Source organism: Ochrobactrum sp. 19YEA23, assembly GCF_029909865.1.
GTDB classification, from domain to species: domain Bacteria; phylum Pseudomonadota; class Alphaproteobacteria; order Rhizobiales; family Rhizobiaceae; genus Brucella; species Brucella gambitense.
In genome coordinates, this window is the sequence record NZ_JASAMQ010000003.1 from 239,257 (window position 1) to 255,772 (window position 16,516).

Genomic DNA, 16,516 nt, shown 5'->3' on the forward strand with positions numbered 1-16,516 from the left:
CATGGCGCTTTTTACGGAAAGTTTCATCATCACCCTGTTTCTCGGTGCAATCGCCGCGGGTACGCCACTTTTGCTGGCCGGGCTTGGCGAGCAATTGTCGGAAAAGGCGGGTGTGCTGAATATCGGGCTCGAAGGCATGATGCTTGCCGGTGCCTATGCCGGTTTTCTGGTCGCCTGGACCACGGGCAGCATGGGCCTTGGCTTTGTCGGTGGCATTGCGGCGGGCGCGTTCATCGCGTCCTTCATGGTGCTTTTCTGCGTGCGGCTCGGCCTCAATCAGATCGTCATCGGCATTGCCCTGACATTGGCGGTCCAAGGCCTGACAGCGCTCCTGCATTTTGTGCAGTTTTCGCAAACATATCCACGTCTGGACGGGGCTCCGAAATGGCCAATCTGGCCTTTGTCCGAAATTCCCGTGCTGGGGCCAATCCTGTTCAACCATAATCCGGTCGTCTATGTGGCGGTCATTCTGGTCGCGGTTTTCGCCTGGATTTATCGTATGACGCATCTTGGCACTGCCTTGCAGGCGGCGGGCGATAAACCGGCGGCACTTGATGCAACCGGTGTGGATGTTGTCCGCACGCGAAGCATTGCCGTGTTGATAACGGGTGCATTGGCCGGTCTTGGCGGTGCCTTCATGTCTGTTGCCGTTGCTGGTGTGTTCATTCCGTTCATGAGCCACGGCAATGGCTTCATTGCCATTGTGCTTGCCATGCTGGCGCGCGGCAGGCCGCTATGGGTATTGGGCGGCGCATTGCTGTTTGGTGTCAGCCTGTCGCTGGCAACGGCGTTGCAGGTCGCTGGTGTCAATGTTCCAACAGACGTGATCCAGATGTTGCCATTTGCGATGGTGATGCTGGTCTTGCTGATCGCTGGCCGCAAGGCAAGCCTGCCGCAGGCGCTGGGCGAAAGCTTCGTGCGCGGCGCACGCTGAGCCAAACTTTCTGCACACAACGCAAAGCACAATCGAGAGGCCGGAACATCGCTTTGATGGTCCGGCCTTTTGTCATTGGACAAGCCGTTCTGTCCGTGCCGGGCTGCGTTGCAAAACTTGGAAAAAATATCTGCCTGATTGCTCTAATGAACTTCCTTGCGTCAGAGCGACACGGCGGAAGTAAAGAATTTTCCCCAGACGGTATGAGGTTAGACGTTCGTTCCTGTGGCTGCGCTCAATTGCCTTTAACATAAGAACAAGAGGCAACCGGTGTGTTCAGGAGCAGTATTGATGCGCATTTCAAGACGTAAGTTTGCAGGTCTTCTCGCCGGTGCAGCCGCATTACCATTGGTGGGCAGTGTGCCTGCTTTTGCGCAGGAAAAAGTCCTGCGCATCGGCTACCAGAAATATGGCACACTCGTTCTGCTGAAGGCGCGCGGTATTCTCGAAGAGAAGCTGAAGAAGATCGGTTTTGACGTGCGCTGGACCGAATTTCCGGCAGGGCCGCAGCTTCTTGAAGCGCTGAATGTTGGAGCCGTCGATTTTGGCACCACCGGTGAAACGCCGCCGATCTTCGCGCAGGCAGCGGGTGCGCCGCTTGTCTATATCGCGCATGAACCTCCGGCGCCGACCGGCGAGGCAATTCTGGTGCCGAAAGACAGCCCCATCAAGACGGTCGCGGAGTTGAAGGGCAAGAATGTTGCGCTGAATAAAGGCTCGAATGTTCACTATCTTCTGGTCAAGGCGCTGGAAGATGCCGGGCTTGCCTATACCGATATCAAAACCACCTTCCTGCCGCCCGCAGATGCACGCGCCGCCTTCGAGCGCGGAGCGGTCGATGCCTGGGTCATTTGGGATCCGTTTCAGGCGGCTGCGGAAATTGCCATTGAAGCGCGTGAATTGCGCAATGGTGAAGGGCTCGTTCCCAATCACCAATTTTATCTTGGCGCGCGGCCTTTCGTGGATGCAAACCCGGAAGCCATCGATATCGTCATCGACGCGATTGCTGAGATCGATACGTGGATCAAGGACAATACGGCGACGGTCGCAGCCGAGCTTGCGCCTTCGGTCGGCATTCCAGAGAATGTGCTTGTCCGCGCCGTCGAGCGTCAGTCCTATGGCGTCAAACCGCTCGATGCATCGGTTATCGCCCAGCAGCAGGCAATTGCAGACACTTTCTTCAAGCTCGGCCTCATTCCGAAGGAAATTTCCATTGCCGAGGTGACGCGCAAGGGAGCGGCCTGATGGCGGATTCAACAATTTCCGGTTTTGCCGGAAAGAGCAGGACAGCTGATGTCCCGCGTCTTAAATCGCTCGGCAAGGCGCTCGCACCTTGGGCATTTCCGATTGTTCTTTTGATCCTCTGGGAGGTTGCCGCGCGCACGGGCTTGATCACGGCGCGACTGATGCCTGCTCCAAGCACGGTGGCGGCGGCGTTCTGGAAATCGCTGCTGGATGGCACGCTGATCTATCATACCTATATTTCAACGCAACGCGCCCTGATCGGTCTCGTTATCGGCGGCGGGCTGGGCTTTGTCGCCGGTATCGTCAATGGTCTGTGGAAGCCCGCCGAAACCTTGCTCGACAGCACCTTGCAGATGTTGCGCAATATCCCGCATCTGGCGCTCGTTCCGCTTGTCATCCTGTGGTTCGGCATTGATGAAACCGCCAAGATATTTCTGGTTTCCATCGGCGTTTTCTTCCCGATCTATATCAACACTTTCTACGGCGTGCGAACCATCGACCCGCAATTGATCGAGATGGCGCATGTCTACGGATTGGATCGTAAGGCTCTGATCCAGCGTATTATTTTGCCCGGTGCGCTTCCGTCGATCCTCGTCGGTCTGCGCTATGCTTTGGGCTTCATGTGGCTGACGCTGATCGTTGCCGAAACCATTTCCGCCACCAGCGGCATCGGCTACATGACCATGAATGCGCGCGAGTTTCTGATGACCGATGTGGTGCTGCTCGGTATCATTATCTATGCACTGCTTGGCAAGGTGGCCGACACGGCAACCCGTCTCATCGAAAAGCGTGTGCTCGTCTGGCATCCGGCCTATCAGCCGGAGAAAGGCAAAAGCTGATGGCTGCGGTTCAGGACACATATGAGGTGGAAGCAGTTGCTCATAGTGCGGACGCGAAGGGCGGATTGCCTGTTTCGCTTTCTCATGTCGACCGCACATTCGGCAGCCTCAAAGTATTGCGGCACTTCAATCTGGAGGTACCATCCGGGCAGTTTCTGGCCGTTGTCGGACGCTCTGGCGGTGGTAAGTCCACGCTTCTGCGCCTGATTTCGGGTCTCGACCTGCCCGATGGCGGGCGCGTAGCCGTTGGCGGGGAAGCGCTGACCGGGATCAGCCCGTCAGTGCGTCTGCTTTTTCAGGAAGCGCGGCTGGTGCCGTGGCAGCGTGTGACCGACAATGTCGGCATCGCGCGCGGCGAGAACTGGCGTGAGGCGGCACTGTCGGTTCTATCCGATGTCGGGCTGGAAGGGCGCGGCAATGACTGGCCTTCCGTTCTGTCCGGTGGCCAGCGCCAGCGCGTGGCGCTTGCTAGGGCGCTGGTCAGCGATCCGAAAATTCTGCTGCTGGACGAACCCTTTGGCGCACTAGATGCGCTGACACGCATTGAGATGCACCGTCTTTTGGAGCGCATCTGGACGAAGCGCGGCTTTACTACTGTGCTGATCACCCATGATGTGTCGGAAGCCGTTGCTCTCGCAGACCGTGTGATCGTGTTGCGCGAAGGATCCATTGCGCTCGATATCGACATTGATCTGGAGCGCCCGCGACGTGAACTTGCCGATGCCCGCGCAATTGATCTGCAGAAGCAGATTCTGGACGCAGTCTAAGCGGTTATCCCCGAAACAATGATATATAAACGCTGCGATCTGAATTGATCGCGGCGCGAAGCCTTGCTGGCCCTTGACAGCAACTGCGATATCGATAAATTCCAACTGGACTAGTGGAAATACCAGTGGGTCAGTGGGAACTGCGGTGATCGTCGCACATAATCTTCTGCTCGATAAAAATACGGGTCTTGGGCGAAATCTGGAGCGGCGCACGATCAAGGATGTGATCGCCGACAAGATTGCAGCTCTTATTGCGTCCGGTTTGCTGGCGGTTGGAGATGAGCTGCCAGGCGAACGGGAGCTGTCCGCTGCCCTTTCGGTCAGCCGTCAGACGGTACGCAGCGCTATTCAGACGCTTGCTGCGCGTGGCGTGCTGGAAGTCTCGCACGGATCGCGCACAAGGGTCGCCAAAGCTGATCTTTCCGGCATGGCGGTTGGCATAACATCGCGGCTCAATGTCGATCTTTACGATGTCCATGCCGTGCATGCGGCGAGACTTCTGGTTGAGCAGCAGATTGTCGGCGATGCCGCAGAGCGTATTTCGGACGAAGCACTGGACATACTGCGTCGTTCGCTCAAGGCGCAGATCGATTGTCTGAACGATCCCGTACGCTTTCTCATCTGCGACCGCGAGTTTCACGTCACCATTTATCGCGAATGCGGAAATCCGTTGCTCGCTGATATAGTCACCGATCTTTACACCTACATGCTGGAGCATCGCCGGCGTGCTGTCGCTCAGCCGGGCGCGATTGATGGCAGTTTTTCCGACCATCAGGCGATCTTGCAGGCGCTGGAAAAGCGCGACCGGAACGCAGCCATGGCGGCCTTCGCCGCGCATGAAGAGCGGATTTACGTTTCAACAAAGAACTTGCTTGCCAAGGTGCGCGACAAACGCGGCTGAGGGCGCTGGATGCTGTCAGCATCCGTGAATGGGAAAGGCAGAATTGCATGCATGTTTTGATTATCGGCGCGGCAGGAATGGTTGGCCGCAAGCTTTCCGAAGCAATCGCCCGCGACGGCGGCATTGACGGAAATCCCGTCGAGCAACTGACGCTGGTGGACGTGATTGCACCGACCCCACCGGAAGGCTTTACAGGCACAGTCCATGCGAGCGCAGGCGATATTTCCGATCCCGCTGTCACGCGCGCACTGATTGCAAAGCGACCGGACCTCATCTTTCATCTCGCCGCCATCGTTTCCGGCGAGGCGGAACTCGATTTCGACAAGGGCTATGCGATCAATCTCGACGGCACGCGCTATCTGCTCGAGGCGATCCGCAAGGAAGGCGAAAAAGCGCCATACAAGCCGCGCGTTGTCTTCACATCGTCCATTGCCGTGTTCGGTTCACCGTTCCCGGAAAAGATCGATGACGAGTTTTTCCTGACGCCCCGCACCAGCTATGGCGCGCAGAAAGCCATCGGCGAATTGCTGCTGGCAGATTATGCCCGCAAGGGTTTTCTGGATGGCATTGGCATTCGCCTGCCAACGGTCTGCATTCGCCCCGGCAAGCCAAACAAGGCGGCGTCGGGCTTCTTCTCCAATATCCTCCGCGAACCTCTGGTCGGGCAGGAAGCTATCCTGCCGGTCGATGAATCGGTGCGCCATTGGCATGTAAGCCCACGCCGGGCCGTTGGCTTCCTGCAGCATGCTGCGACCATCGATCTGGCTAAAGTCGGTCATCGCTGCATTCTCAATATGCCGGGTTTGTCGGCAACGGTCGGTGAGCAGATCGAAGCTCTTCGCCGTGTCGCAGGCGACAAGGCGGTGGCGCTCATCCGTCGCGAGTCCGATCCGTTGATCGAAAGCATCGTGTCCGGTTGGGCGCAGGATTTCGATGCAAGCCGCGCCACCGCGCTCGGTTTTGTCGGCGACAAGTCCTTCGATGAAATCATCCGCATCCATATCGAGGATGAGCTCTCCTAGAGCCTGAACGGCCTCGATATCAATGAGCGGTAACGCAGAAAATAACGGGAGGTTTCGCATGACGCCGGGCAATACGGCAACCGTGATCGGTCTTGGCTCGATGGGGTGGGGCGCTGCCCTATCCCTGTTGCGGGCCGGGTTTCACGTCAAGGGCGTGGATATCCGCGACGAAGTGCTGAAGCGGTTTACGGCGGAAGGCGGCGAAGCTTTTACCGCGCCTGTTGATGCGGGCAAAAGCGATGTCGTCTTTGTCTTCGTGGTCAATTCCGATCAGGCCAAGGACGTGCTGTTTGGCCCGAAAGGCGCGGTGCAGACTGCCGCACCCGGCACGGTGTTCCTCCTATGCGTAACGATGGCGCCGAGTGTCACGGTCGAGATCGCCGCCAAGCTTGAAGCTGCGGGCATGGCGGTCATCGATGCGCCGGTTTCCGGCGGCTATCAAAAGGCGCTGACCGGCGAAATGACAGTTATGGGGTCGGGCGCGGACGCGGCTTTCGCCAAAGCCTCGACCGCTCTTGATGCTGTTGCGGCCAAGGTATTCCGGCTTGGCGAAGAGCCTGGCCTTGGCTCAAAAGTCAAGATGATCAATCAGTTGCTGGCAGGTGTTCACATTGCAGCTGCTGCGGAAGCGTTGACGCTTGCCGCCAAGGTTGGCCTTGATTTGCAAACTGTGTTCGATGTTATCCGCGTTTCCGCTGGCTCGTCATGGATGTTCGAAAATCGCGGGCCGCATATCGTCGATGGCGATTACACACCACGTTCTGCGGTCAATATTTTCGTCAAGGATATGGGCATTGTGACCGGCGAAGCGTCCGATGCAGGCGGCTCCACGCCGCTCAGTGAAGCTGCATTGGCCTTGTTTAGTCAAGCATCTGAGGCGGGTTTCGGCCTCGAAGACGATGCCGCTGTTGCCAAGATACTCGCCGCCCGTAGCGGCATTGTCCTGCCGGGCATGCCGGGCGCGGAGAAATAACTATGGCTATCGTATTGGGCGCCATTGCCGATGACTTCACCGGAGCCACGGACCTTGCCGGATTGCTGGCCCGCAGCGGCTATCCGATTTCCCTGCGCTTCGGATTGCCTGACGAAAATGAAGCCCCGGACGTGACAACGACCGCACCTTTCGAGATCATCGCGCTGAAATGCCGGACCATCCCGGTTGACGAGGCCGTCAATCAGGTGCGCGCGGCATATGCGTGGCTGAAAGCCGCCGGCGCACAGCGGTTCTATTGGAAATATTGCTCAACTTTCGACAGCACTGCCGAAGGTAATATCGGGCCTGTGGCGGAAGCTTTGATGGCAGATATCGGCGCGTCGCAGACGATCTATTGCCCGGCATTTCCCGAAAATGGCCGCAGCATTTTCATGGGGCATCTTTTCGTCGGCGAGCAGCCGCTGGATGAAAGCCCGATGAAGGATCATCCGCTCACGCCGATGCGGGATTCCAGCCTGGTGCGGTTGTTGCAGCCGCAGGTCAAAGGCAAGGTCGGGCTGGCCAATCGCCTCGTCGTGGCGCGTGGTGTCGATGCCTTGAAGGCGCGGCTTGCCGAACTCGCCGGGCAGGGCGTGGCGCATGTTGTTGTTGATGCGGTTGCCGATGAAGATCTCGGAACCATTGCCGAGGCGACGCTGGATCTGCCCTTGCTCACCGGTGGCAGCGCGCTTGCCATGCCGTTGCCCGGCCTTCTCGCTAAAGCAGGACAATTGCAGCAAAGCAGACAAGAGGCGCAAGCGCCTGTTGTTGGCGAAGGCCAGATCGTGCTTTCCGGCAGCTGTTCGGCGATGACGCTCAAACAGGTCGCGCATTACGCGGACAAGGCGGCGAGCTATCGTCTCGATCCGCTGCAACTGGCAGAGCATGGCGCAGGCGAGGCCGTCGCCTGGCTCCGGCAGCGTCCGGTGGATGAGCCGAAGCTCATCTATGCCAGCGCGGAACCGGCATCGGTCCGTGCCGCGCAGGAAAAGCTCGGTGTGGAGCGAGCAGGCCGGATTGTCGAAGAGGCTCTTGCCGCACTGGCGCGCGAGGCTTTTAGCCTCGGTATTCGCCGTTTCGTTGTGGCGGGCGGTGAAACATCCGGTGCAGTCGCACAGTCGCTCGGGGTTTCCCGCGTGATGGTGGGGCAGGAGATCGCGCCCGGCGTTCCATGGACTTTCGCCTCGGTGGAAGGCGATGCGGTCGCGCTTGCGCTTAAATCCGGTAATTTCGGTTCCGAGTCCTTCTTTGAAACGGCGCTGCGCAAGCTGGAGGCTGCATGAGCGAAGAAGCGAAACTCCGTGAAACCATATGCCTGATGGCGAAGTCCATGTTCGACCGAGGGCTGACAGGCGGTTCGTCAGGCAATATTTCGGCGCGCCTGTCGGACGGAAGGCTGCTTGTGACCCCGACCGGGAGTTCTTTCGGCAATCTCGATCCGGCAAAGCTGTCGCTTTTCGATCAGCAGGGCAACTTCATCGGTGGCGACAAACCAACCAAGGAAATGCCGTTGCACGCCGCTTTCTACGAGACGCGGGCAGCCAAAACCGGGGCTGTGGTGCATCTGCATTCCTGCCATTCCGTTGCACTGTCCATGCTGCCGGATGTGGACCCGGACAATATGCTGCCGCCGCTGACAGCCTATTCGATCATGAAACTCGGCAAGGTGAAGCTGCTGCCATATTTCATTCCCGGCGATCCTGCCATGGGCGATGCGATCCGTGGTCTGGCGGGCAAGCGCAGCGCCGTAATGCTGGCCAATCACGGCCCGGTCGTTGCCGCCAAGGATCTGGAAGCGGCTGTCTATGCGGTTGAAGAACTTGAGGAAACGGCGAAGCTCGCCATGCTCACGCGCGGCTTGAAACCAAACATGCTGACGGAGGCGCAAATTCGCCAGATCGTCGATAAATTTGATGTGGAGTGGGATTGATATGGCCAGTTTTTCAGCCAATCTCGGCTTTCTCTGGCAGGACTTGCCGCTGCCTGACGCCATCCGGGCGGCAAAAGTCGCCGGGTTCGATGCCGTGGAATGCCATTGGCCCTATAAATTTGAGCCTGGCGATGTCGCTGCCGCCTTGCGTGAAACCGGGCTTAAGATGCTCGGCCTCAATACAAGTCGCGGCAATGTCGAGGCCGGTGATAATGGTCTGGCGGCGATTCCGGGACGAGAAGAAGAGGCGCAGGCGGCGATTCGTCAGGCAGTTGATTATGCCGTCGCCATTGGAGCGCTTAATATCCATGTCATGGCGGGAAAGGCGGAAGGTGAGGTGGCGCATCGCACATTCCTCACCAATCTCACCTATGCCTGCGAGCGTGCCGCCGCACATGGCATAACGATCCTGATCGAGCCGCTGAACCACCGCGATGCGCCGGGATATTTTCTGAAGACATCGGAACAAGCCATTGCAATCATTAGCCAAGTGGCGGCAAGCAACCTGAAGCTGATGTTCGATTGCTACCATCTTCAGATCATGGAAGGCGATATCAGCAAGCGGCTGGAAGCGTTGCAGCCGCATATCGGACATGTCCAGATTGCTGCCGTACCCGACCGTGCAGAACCCGACCATGGCGAGCTGGATTACCGGCATATCGTGCGTTTGCTCGATACTCTGGGCTATGAAAAGCCGCTCGGTGCTGAATATCGCCCGAAAACCACGACTGATGCCGGGCTGTCCTGGCTGCCCGGGTTGAAGGCTTTGTGATGAGAGCAGCGGGTCGCATGGTCTCTTCCGTTATTGTTTCGGGATTGCGGCAAAACGAGATTGACTCGCGGCGTTTGAGCGGCCATCAATGGACAAGTGGTCCGTTCACCTTACCAGTTAAGGGTGGAACGGTACCGGCAGGGAATTGACGGCATACGCAGTAAGCGCGCCGAGTATCGGCTGCGCAGCATCGACCTAATATTGAAATTCGATAATGCATGCAGGCCAAAGCATATCCGCCCTCCGGGTTACGAGGATCGACAGGATCTTGCTTCAATAGAAAATTCAGATTGAGCGCGCTCTGAGGCCGGAGCCGAAACACGGAGGAATGCTGCGATGAGTGAGGCAACAGGTGCGAAGAGTGGGGCCATTGCGCTTGTCACCGGCGGCGGTACAGGTGTGGGGCGCGCTATCGCCAAGGCCCTCGGAGCACAAGGTTATCATGTCGTCATTTCCGGTCGTCGCATCGACGTGCTGGAAAAGGCCGCGTCCGATCTTGCATCGCAAACCGGCGGAAGCTTTCACCCAATTGCAGCCGATGTGGGCGATCCGGTCGCCGTGCGCAAATTGTTTGATGCGATTGTTGAAAAGTTCGGGCGGCTTGATCTTCTGGTCAATAATGCGGGCGTTCTCGTTCCCGGTGTATCGCTTGAAGACGTCACATTCGAAGATTGGAGCGCGATTGTCGGCGCCAATCTGACAGGCGCATTTTTGTGCACCCAGCAGGCTTTCCGGGTGATGAAAGCGCAAAATCCGCGCGGGGGCCGCATCATCAATAATGGGTCCATCTCTGCGACCACACCGCGCCCCAATTCCGCGCCTTATACGGCGACGAAACACGCAATTGCAGGGCTGACCAAATCGACCGCGCTCGACGGTCGCAACTTCGATATCGCCTGCGGCCAGATCGATATCGGCAATGCCGCCAGCGATATGACGCAGAAGATTTCGACCGGTGTCATTCAGGCCAATGGGACAATGGCGGCGGAGCCGACCATTGATCCGGCGCATGTCGCCAATGCGGTCGTCTATATGGCAAGCCTGCCGCTTGACGCCAATGTGCTGACCATGACCGTCATGGCAACCAAGATGCCATTCGTGGGCCGGGGTTAAAAACCTGCGAGACAACAACAGGTGCCGAAAGAGGAATTCGGCGCGGATAGCATAAAAAGCAAGGAGAATATTCGCGATAGATTTGGGCGTCGGAAGTGAGGAGCCGACATTCACATCTTCTGAAAACACAGAATGCAGTCTGGGAGGAGATGCATGGCCACTGTTCAGTTCGCCGAAGTGAAAAAGTCTTTCGGCAATTTCCCCGTCATCAAAGGCGTCAATATCGATATTGAAGACGGCGAGTTCGTCATTCTCGTCGGCCCGTCGGGCTGCGGAAAATCGACCTTGTTGCGCATGCTGGCCGGGCTGGAGAATATCTCCGGCGGCGAAATCCGCATCGGCGGACGGCCGGTCAACAACCTGCCGCCCAAGGAACGCGATATCGCCATGGTGTTCCAGAACTATGCGCTCTACCCGCATATGACGGTCGCCAAGAACATGGCGTTCTCGCTGATGCTGAATTCGGCACCGCAGGCGGAAATCGACAAGCGCGTGAATTATGCCGCGAGCATTCTGGGCCTGACCAATCTGCTCGACCGTTATCCGCGCCAGCTTTCCGGTGGTCAGCGCCAGCGCGTGGCCATGGGCCGCGCCATCGTTCGCGATCCGCAGGTCTTCCTGTTTGATGAGCCTTTGTCGAACCTCGACGCCAAGCTGCGCGTTGCGATGCGTGCCGAAATCAAGGAACTGCATCACCGCTTGAAAACGACGACTGTCTACGTGACGCATGATCAGATTGAGGCCATGACCATGGCCGACAAGATCGTCGTCATGCATGACGGCATTGTGGAGCAGGTCGGTTCGCCGCTGGAACTCTACGATAATCCCAACAATCTGTTTGTGGCTGGCTTTATCGGTTCCCCGGCCATGAACATGATCAAGGGCAAGCTCGATCCACAAAATCCGCAGGTGTTCGTGGCTACCGATGGCACAAGGCTGCCATTGTCACGCAGCTATCCGCAGGCGGTGGGACGAGACCTCGTTTACGGTCTGCGTCCGGAATATATCCGGCTTGATGGTGCCGGGCTGGCTGCGCCCGTGGTGGTGATAGAACCAACCGGCTACGAAACGCAGATGGTGGTGAGTTTCGGCGGTACGGAAGTCACCTGTGTTTTCCGCGAGCGCATCGATGTGCGTCCCGGAGAGGCGATCAATATTTCGATCGATCCAGGCAATGTTCACCTCTTCGACGAAGAGAGTGGCATGCGTCTTATTGCATGAATTTATACAAGACACGCTGAAGGAGGGGAGAGCCTGAGGCCGTGTCTTTCTGGGAAATCGCATTTCACCAGATACCCGTTTTCGCCTGTAGGGACAGCGAATGCGGCGTAACCAAGTCCCATTTTGGAGGAGGAGCATAATGACTATCAGAAGAAGAACATTCCTAACGGGAACGGCAAGTCTTGTTGGTGCAGTCGGTCTTTCGGGTATGGGCATTCGTCCATCTTTCGCAGCCGAACCGGAATATAAGCCGGAAGCGGGCGCCAGCCTGCGCGTGCTGCGCTGGACGCCTTTCGTGAAGGGCGACGAGGACAGCTGGCTCGCCAACACCAAGAAGTTCACCGAAGCCACTGGCGTCGAAGTCCGTATCGACAAGGAAAGCTGGGAAGATATTCGTCCAAAGGCCGCGGTTGCCGCCAATGTGGGCTCCGGCCCCGATATCGTGATGTGCTGGTTCGACGATGCTCACCAATACCCCGACAAGCTGGTCGATCTGACCGAGCTTGGGACTTATCTCGACGGGAAATATGGCGGTTTTTATGACGGCCTCAAGGGTTATGCGACCCGTGACGGCAAGTTCATCGCCATGCCGCTGACGGCTATTGGCAATGCGATTGTCTATCGTGACAGCCACATGAAAGCGGCTGGCTTCAACGAGTTCCCGCAGGACACGAAAGGCTTCCTTGAGCTGTGCAAGGCCATGAAGGCCAAGGGAACGCCCGCCGGTTTCCCGCATGGTAAGGCTGTTGGCGATGGCAACAACTATGCGCATTGGCTGCTCTGGAGCCATGGTGCACAGATGGTGGATGAAAGCGGCAAGGTGACGATCAATTCGCCGGAAACGATTGCCGCTATCAACTATGCCAAGGAGCTTTACAAGACCTTCATTCCGGGCACGGAAAGCTGGCTCGATATTAACAACAACCGAGCGTTCCTCGCGGGTCAGGTGTCGCTGACGGCTAACGGTGTTTCCATCTATTACGCCGCGAAGAACGATCCGAAGCTCGCGGAATTCGCGGCTGATATGCGCAGCACGAACTTCCCCGTCGGTCCGGTCGGCAAGAGCGTCGAGCTGCATCAGACCAGTTCGCTTCTGCTGTTCAAGCACACGAAATATCCGGAAGCAGCCAAGGCTTACATCAAGTTTATGATGGAAGCCGACCAGATGAATGCCTGGCTCGAAGGCTCCAGCGCCTATTGCTGCCAGCCGCTCAAGGCGTTTGCCGATAATCCGGTCTGGAAGGCAAATCCGATCCACGCGCCTTATGCCCGTGCTTCGGAAACCCTGCGCCCGAATGGCTATGCCGGTCCGCTCGGCTATGCTTCGGCAGCCGTCATGGCCGACTATGTTCTGGTCGACATGTTTGCCGCTGCCGTTACAGGTGCGTCCACGCCGGAAGAGGCTGTCGCGAGCGCTGAGAAACGCGCCAACCGCTATTATCGCGTCTAGTCGCAGAGCTGAGGCGCGAGGGTGTACCCCGCGCCTCGTTTCTTTTGTGGTTCTGGAGATGTGTATCCATGACGATGACCAATTCTACCGGTGGCGGACTATCCGGAGACCCCGGTGCGATAAAACGGCCTTTCATGTCTCGCCTGGCAAACAATCACAACATGCTGGGCTTTCTGTTCATGTTGCCCGCAGCGGTGTTTCTGGTCTGCTTTCTGACCTATCCGCTCGGTCTTGGCGTCTGGCTGGGCTTCACCGACACGAAGATTGGCCGCGATGGCATTTTCATCGGCTTGGAAAATTACGAATTCCTGTGGGATGACAGCGTTTTCTGGCTGTCGGTGTTCAATACGGTGCTCTACACGACCGTCGCGTCGGTTCTGAAATTCGGTCTCGGCCTTTGGCTTGCGCTGCTGCTGAACGAAAACCTGCCGTGCAAATCCTTCTTCCGCGCCATCGTGCTGCTGCCATGGGTGGTGCCGACGGTGCTTTCAGCGCTGGCATTCTGGTGGATCTACGATGCCCAGTTCTCGATCATTTCATGGTCGCTGATCAAAATGGGCCTCATCGAACAACCCATCAACTTCCTTGGCGATCCCACCAATGCACGGCTTTCCGTCATCGCGGCCAATGTGTGGCGCGGCATTCCATTTGTGGCAATCTCGCTACTCGCCGGTTTGCAGACCATTCCCGCCTCATTGCAGGAAGCGGCCTCGCTTGACGGTGCTTCGAGCTGGCAGCGTTTCCGGCATGTGACATTGCCGATGCTGACGCCGATCATCGCCGTTGTGATGACGTTTTCCGTGCTGTTCACCTTCACGGATTTCCAGCTGATCTACGTTCTGACCAAGGGCGGTCCGGTCAATGCAACCCATCTGATGGCGACCTTGTCATTCCAACGCGCCATTCCCGGCGGTCAATTGGGTGAGGGCGCCGCGATTGCGGTCGCGATGATCCCGTTCCTGCTTGCCGCCATCATGTTTTCTTTCTTCGGCTTGCAACGTCGCAAATGGCAGCAGGGCGGGAGCGACTGACAATGGAGATGACCATGAAATCCAAGGCACCTTTCAATGAAGCCGCTTTGAAGGACGATAGCCAAGGCATGTCCTATCTCAATCGCCTGCCGCGGCGGGTGGTGACGATCTACATACCCATAGCGCTGTTCGTCTTCGTGCTGCTGTTTCCGTTTTACTGGATGGCGATCACTGCCGTAAAACCGAACTCGCAGCTTACGGATTATGATAATTTCAGCCCCTTCTGGGTGGTGGGGCCAACGCTCGACCATATCAAATATCTGCTGTTCGAGACCTCTTATCCGGGTTGGCTGTGGAACACGATGCTGGTGGCAACGGCCTCCACATTCCTGTCGTTGGTCGCTTCAGTTCTGGGAGCCTATGCGATTGAACGCATCCGGTTTACCGGCTCACGCTCGGTTGGCCTGTTCATCTTTCTGGCCTATCTGGTGCCGCCGTCGATCCTGTTCATTCCGCTGGCATTCATCGTGTTCAAGCTCGGCATCTATGACTCGCGTCTGGCGCTGATCTTCACCTATCCCACCTTCCTCATTCCGTTCTGCACATGGCTGCTGATGGGATATTTCCGTTCCATTCCTTTCGAGCTGGAGGAAAGTGCGCTGGTGGATGGCGCCAATCGCTGGCAGATTCTGCTCAAGATCATTCTGCCGCTGGCTGTGCCGGGTTTGATCTCGGCAGGCATCTTTGCCTTCACGCTTTCCTGGAACGAATTCATCTATGCGCTGACATTCATTCAGTCTTCGGAAAACAAGACTGTTCCAGTGGGCGTGCTGACCGAGCTGGTGCGCGGCGATATTTTCGAATGGGGCGCGCTGATGGCAGGGGCTCTGTTCGGCTCCCTGCCGGTGGTGATCCTCTATTCGTTCTTCGTTGACTACTACGTATCGTCGATGACTGGCGCGGTGAAGGAATAGGCGGCATCGCGGCTTCCAGTGCGGCGCTCGCGCCATTTGTCTCTATGCGCATCCAGAAAACCGTTGAACACTTTTCTGGATGCGCTCTCAACAATCGTGCCGCAGCTGACTTAGAGCGGTTCCGGTTAAAACGGAATCGTGGAACCGCTCTATCTATTTGTTTTTACGCATTTCTCTGCGTAGGCGCTACGCACTTTTGCTGGAAATGCTCTAATGGTCGGCTGCGGCACAAAGTTTTAGGGGGCTGTTGAAGACGGTACCCACTTTGCGGGCAAAAACTCCATACTTTCGCAATTTCTTGTTGCAATTCATTTGCAATTGCAGAATATGAGCGGGGCGAGAGTTTCATTCCAGTTTGCAGACGATCCCATTCGCAAAGCGGAATACCGTATTTCAGTTGCAAATAACTCCTAATAGCAAAAGTGAGAAAGAGATGTTCAACAAGCTGAGACGATTGATCCTGACCGGCATGGCTGGTGCAGCGCTGGCGGCGATACTGTCGGTGGCTCCTTCCGCAGCGCAGGAAAAGTTCAAGGCTGTCACAACCTTCACAGTCATTGCCGATATTGCGCGAAATGTTGCAGGCGACGCTGCCGTCGTTGAATCGATCACCAAGCCTGGTGCGGAAATCCATAATTACCAGCCCACACCCGGCGACATAAAACGGGCACAGGGCGCGCAGCTTGTCCTGTGGAACGGGCTTAACCTCGAACTCTGGTTTGAAAAGTTCTTTCACAATCTGAAGGACGTGCCGAGTGTGGTGGTATCGGAAGGCGTCGAGCCGATGGGTATTACAGAAGGGCCATATAGCGGTAAGCCGAACCCTCACGCGTGGATGTCGCCGACTGCGGCGCTGATCTATGTCGATAATATCCGCGATGCTTTCGTCAAATACGATCCGGCGAATGCCGACACCTATAAGGCGAATGCCGAGGCTTACAAGCAGAAGATCCGGGCCGCGATAGAGCCGATCAAGGCGAAGCTTGCCACCGTTCCGGAAGACAAGCGCTGGCTCGTTTCGAGCGAAGGGGCCTTTTCCTATCTCGCGCGCGATTTCGGTCTGAAGGAACTTTATCTCTGGCCGATCAATGCCGACCAGCAGGGCACGCCGCAGCAGGTGCGCAAGGTGATCGATGCCGTGCGCAAGAATGGCATCACCGTTGTCTTCTCCGAAAGCACGATTTCGTCCGCTCCCGCTGAACAGGTGGCCCGCGAAACCGGCGCTCGCTATGGCGGCGTGCTCTATGTGGATTCTCTGACGGACGCGGATGGCCCGGTGCCAACCTATATCGATCTCTTGCGCGTCACCTCCGACACCATCGTCAAGGGACTGACCCATCAGTCCTGATCCGATCATTGCCCATGCCGGCGCCCGTCATTGTGGCGGGCGCTTACTCGATCCGT

General features: G+C 57.3%; 16 protein-coding genes. All 16 read left to right on the forward strand.

Annotated features, from left to right (window positions below):
* The first annotated feature begins 1 nt into the window (after position 1).
* The 16 genes from QBD01_RS10100 (at position 2) to QBD01_RS10175 (ending at position 16,460) form a co-directional block, all read left to right on the forward strand.
* Positions 2–934 (forward strand): ABC transporter permease, encoded by a 933-nt coding sequence (locus QBD01_RS10100; protein WP_280992671.1) that lies wholly within the window; start codon positions 2–4, stop codon positions 932–934.
* 291 nt (positions 935–1,225) lie between these two features.
* Positions 1,226–2,179, forward strand: coding sequence for a sulfonate ABC transporter substrate-binding protein (locus tag QBD01_RS10105; RefSeq protein ID WP_280992672.1), 954 nt, complete (start codon positions 1,226–1,228; stop codon positions 2,177–2,179).
* Positions 2,179–3,018 (forward strand): ABC transporter permease subunit, encoded by an 840-nt coding sequence (locus QBD01_RS10110; RefSeq protein WP_280992673.1) that lies wholly within the window; start codon positions 2,179–2,181, stop codon positions 3,016–3,018. Before QBD01_RS10105 ends, QBD01_RS10110 begins: the two co-directional genes overlap by 1 nt.
* On the forward strand, positions 3,018–3,785 hold the full coding sequence (locus QBD01_RS10115; RefSeq protein ID WP_280992674.1) for an ATP-binding cassette domain-containing protein: 768 nt from the start codon (positions 3,018–3,020) through the stop codon (positions 3,783–3,785). Before QBD01_RS10110 ends, QBD01_RS10115 begins: the two co-directional genes overlap by 1 nt.
* Positions 3,786–3,930: 145 nt before the next feature.
* The gene (locus QBD01_RS10120) at positions 3,931–4,686 is read left to right on the forward strand and encodes an FCD domain-containing protein (RefSeq protein ID WP_280992675.1); all 756 of its coding nucleotides are present in this window, start codon (positions 3,931–3,933) and stop codon (positions 4,684–4,686) included.
* A 47-nt stretch (positions 4,687–4,733) separates the two neighbouring features.
* Positions 4,734–5,708, forward strand: coding sequence for a D-erythronate dehydrogenase (gene denD / locus QBD01_RS10125; RefSeq protein WP_280992676.1), 975 nt, complete (start codon positions 4,734–4,736; stop codon positions 5,706–5,708).
* 58 nt (positions 5,709–5,766) lie between these two features.
* Complete coding sequence (gene ltnD / locus QBD01_RS10130; protein WP_280992677.1) at positions 5,767–6,681, forward strand: L-threonate dehydrogenase; 915 nt, start codon at positions 5,767–5,769, stop codon at positions 6,679–6,681.
* A gap of 2 nt (positions 6,682–6,683) precedes the next feature.
* Entirely contained in the window at positions 6,684–7,964 is a 1,281-nt protein-coding gene (gene otnK / locus QBD01_RS10135; RefSeq protein WP_280992678.1) for a 3-oxo-tetronate kinase, read from the forward strand.
* The gene (gene otnC, locus QBD01_RS10140; RefSeq protein ID WP_280992679.1) at positions 7,961–8,611 is read left to right on the forward strand and encodes a 3-oxo-tetronate 4-phosphate decarboxylase; all 651 of its coding nucleotides are present in this window, start codon (positions 7,961–7,963) and stop codon (positions 8,609–8,611) included. Before otnK ends, otnC begins: the two co-directional genes overlap by 4 nt.
* A gap of 1 nt (position 8,612) precedes the next feature.
* Positions 8,613–9,383 carry a TIM barrel protein gene (locus QBD01_RS10145; protein WP_280992680.1) on the forward strand — a complete coding sequence of 257 codons (771 nt, stop codon included), beginning with the start codon at positions 8,613–8,615 and terminating at the stop codon, positions 9,381–9,383.
* A gap of 336 nt (positions 9,384–9,719) precedes the next feature.
* Positions 9,720–10,496, forward strand: coding sequence for an SDR family oxidoreductase (locus QBD01_RS10150; protein ID WP_280992681.1), 777 nt, complete (start codon positions 9,720–9,722; stop codon positions 10,494–10,496).
* A gap of 153 nt (positions 10,497–10,649) precedes the next feature.
* Positions 10,650–11,717: a sn-glycerol-3-phosphate ABC transporter ATP-binding protein UgpC gene (locus QBD01_RS10155; RefSeq protein ID WP_280992682.1), complete on the forward strand. Its 1,068-nt coding sequence runs from the start codon at positions 10,650–10,652 to the stop codon at positions 11,715–11,717.
* A gap of 139 nt (positions 11,718–11,856) precedes the next feature.
* A complete protein-coding gene (locus QBD01_RS10160; RefSeq protein WP_280992683.1) occupies positions 11,857–13,167 on the forward strand; it encodes an ABC transporter substrate-binding protein in 1,311 nt (436 codons plus the stop codon).
* Between the two features lie 68 nt (positions 13,168–13,235).
* The gene (locus QBD01_RS10165; protein ID WP_392391369.1) at positions 13,236–14,198 is read left to right on the forward strand and encodes a carbohydrate ABC transporter permease; all 963 of its coding nucleotides are present in this window, start codon (positions 13,236–13,238) and stop codon (positions 14,196–14,198) included.
* A 14-nt stretch (positions 14,199–14,212) separates the two neighbouring features.
* On the forward strand, positions 14,213–15,112 hold the full coding sequence (locus QBD01_RS10170; protein ID WP_280992684.1) for a carbohydrate ABC transporter permease: 900 nt from the start codon (positions 14,213–14,215) through the stop codon (positions 15,110–15,112).
* Positions 15,113–15,545: 433 nt separating this feature from the next.
* Complete coding sequence (locus QBD01_RS10175) at positions 15,546–16,460, forward strand: metal ABC transporter substrate-binding protein (protein WP_280992685.1); 915 nt, start codon at positions 15,546–15,548, stop codon at positions 16,458–16,460.
* Positions 16,461–16,516: the final 56 nt, after the last annotated feature.